Genomic DNA, 1,972 nt, shown 5'->3' with positions numbered 1-1,972 from the left:
CGACGTGGCCGATGACCGGGCGGCGCAGCAGCAGCGCCTGGCGCAGGCTGGACGGATCGGCGACGGGTTGCGGCGGCGCGTCGAAGGGCGCGGTCGTGCGGAAGACCATGTTGCCGTCGCCGTCGGCCAGGATCACGCCCAGCCATTCCGGCTGCGCCCGGGCCTGGTCGCGCGCGATGGGGTAGAAGGCCCGCACGTTGCCGTCGCCGAGCGCAGGCGTGCGCGCGATGCTGGCGAGGGTGGCGACGGTGCCGTCCAGTTCCGCGTCGACGGTGCTCGACAGCGCGCGTGCGAGGTCCAGCAGCGCCCGTTGCTGTTCGCTCTGGTGGTACTCGGCGGCGAGATGCACGCTCCAGGCGCCCAGCGCGGCCAGCGGGAGCAGGCCGGTCGCCGTCAGCAGGACGAGGAGGTGACGCAGGGACAGCGAGGGGCCGCGTTGGGCGCGCATGGAATCGGGATTCGAGAAAAGGCCGATTATAAGTCCAAACCGGTGCGGCGGACATTTGCGCATGCGTTGGTGAAATTGGGTGATTCGGCAATTAACCATTTGTGGAAAACCAAATGTCTGGAAGCCGCAACAACCGTAGATTCTCACAAAATATTTCACGGAAAGGACGCGGGAAGCGCTCGAAGCGCAAAAACTGGCGATATTATATTTACGGAGCTCATCGATAAATGACTTGCGGAATTCGCGGCGGTCATTGAAACAAGAGGTTTTATATATATTTCAGGAATGAAATATGACGCCACAACGACTGTCGATATCGGAAACGCCCATTCGCGTCATGGTGGTGGAAACCCACCAGTTGATCCTGTGGGCTTTGACCAAACTGATCAATAGCCATCGGCCGGGCATGGAAGTGGTGGCCGTCGCCGGCACGCAATCCGATGCGTTGTTCCAGTTGCCCACGGCGGTGCCCGACCTCGTGCTGATGAAGTACGAACTCGCGGTCACGGCCCGCCAGGCCGACCTGCCCGAGGCGTTGACGTGCGGGCGCCACACGCTGCTGTTCGCGGAAGAGGTGGAGACGGACACGCTGGCGTCGACGCTGCGCTGCGGGGCGCACGGCCTGCTGAGCCGCCGGTCCAGCGCCGACGAGATCGTCAAGGCCATCGAGAAGACGCATCAGGGCGAACTGTGGTTCGGCCGCGAAGCGACCTGTCTCGCGCTCAACGCCTTGCGTGGCGGCGAGCCGGTGCGGGCGCATCCGCACCACGACGGCCTCGACGCGCTGACGCCCCGCGAGCGGCGCGTCCTGCAGACCGTGGTGGTCAACAAGGTCCGGACGAATCGGGATCTGGCGAAAATCCTGTTCATTTCCGAATCCACGTTGCGGAATCACTTATCGTCGATTTATCAGAAACTGGGCGTGAGTAATCGGCTCGATTTATATGTATACGCGCAAAGCCATTTGGTAACAAATACCGCCGAAATGGCCTGAATCGCGGTTCCCTGATTAATGGAGGAGCAGCGGGGCGATGGTCCGGATAATCTGGATGATGGCCGGTCCGAGCACCACCATGATAATCGCCGGGAAAATGAACAGGACCAGCGGGAATAGCACCTTGGTCGGGATTTTCGCGGCCTTTTCTTCCGCCCGGGTCTGGCGTTTGTGGCGCAAGTCGTCGGAAAACACCCGCAGCGAATCGCCGATGCTGACGCCGAACCGGTCGGCCTGGGTCAGCATCGTCGCGAACGACGTCAGTTCCTCGACGCCCGTGCGCAGCGCCAGGTTGCGCAGGGACGTCTCGCGCGTGCCGCCGGCGCGCATCTCGAGGTTCGCCAGCTGGAGCTCTTCGGCCAGGGCCGGGCTCCGGGCCTGCATTTCCTCGGCCACGCGCGTCAGCGCCGTGTCCACGCCCAGGCCCGCCTCGACGCATACGAGCAGCAGGTCGGCGGCGTCGGGGAAGCCGTCGAAGATGTCGCGCTTGCGCGCGCGCGCGGCCAGCGCCAGCGCGATGTCCGGCAGGT

The 1,972-nt window shown here is 63.8% G+C and carries 2 protein-coding genes and 1 pseudogene; 1 reads left to right on the top strand and 2 read right to left on the bottom strand.

Annotation, left to right across the window (positions count from 1 at the left end; genetic code table 11):
• Positions 1-448: pseudogene (locus ACEN88_RS30320) on the bottom strand (hybrid sensor histidine kinase/response regulator); the annotation flags it as partial.
• A 292-nt stretch (positions 449-740) separates the two neighbouring features.
• Between ACEN88_RS30320 and ACEN88_RS30315 the strand changes: the two are divergent.
• Complete coding sequence (locus tag ACEN88_RS30315) at positions 741-1,442, top strand: LuxR C-terminal-related transcriptional regulator (RefSeq protein WP_413345687.1); 702 nt, start codon at positions 741-743, stop codon at positions 1,440-1,442.
• 15 nt (positions 1,443-1,457) lie between these two features.
• Here the strand turns inward: ACEN88_RS30315 and ACEN88_RS30310 are convergent.
• Positions 1,458-1,972, bottom strand: a 515-nt coding sequence (locus tag ACEN88_RS30310) for a type II secretion system F family protein (RefSeq protein WP_413345685.1), incomplete at its 5' end; no start/stop codon positions are given.

Origin of the sequence: Massilia sp. CT11-108, assembly GCF_047302915.1 — a bacterium.
GTDB lineage: Bacteria > Pseudomonadota > Gammaproteobacteria > Burkholderiales > Burkholderiaceae_D > Telluria > Telluria orientalis.
Note: the sequence above shows the minus strand (reverse complement) of the source record. Positions and strands in the feature narration are given on the sequence as shown.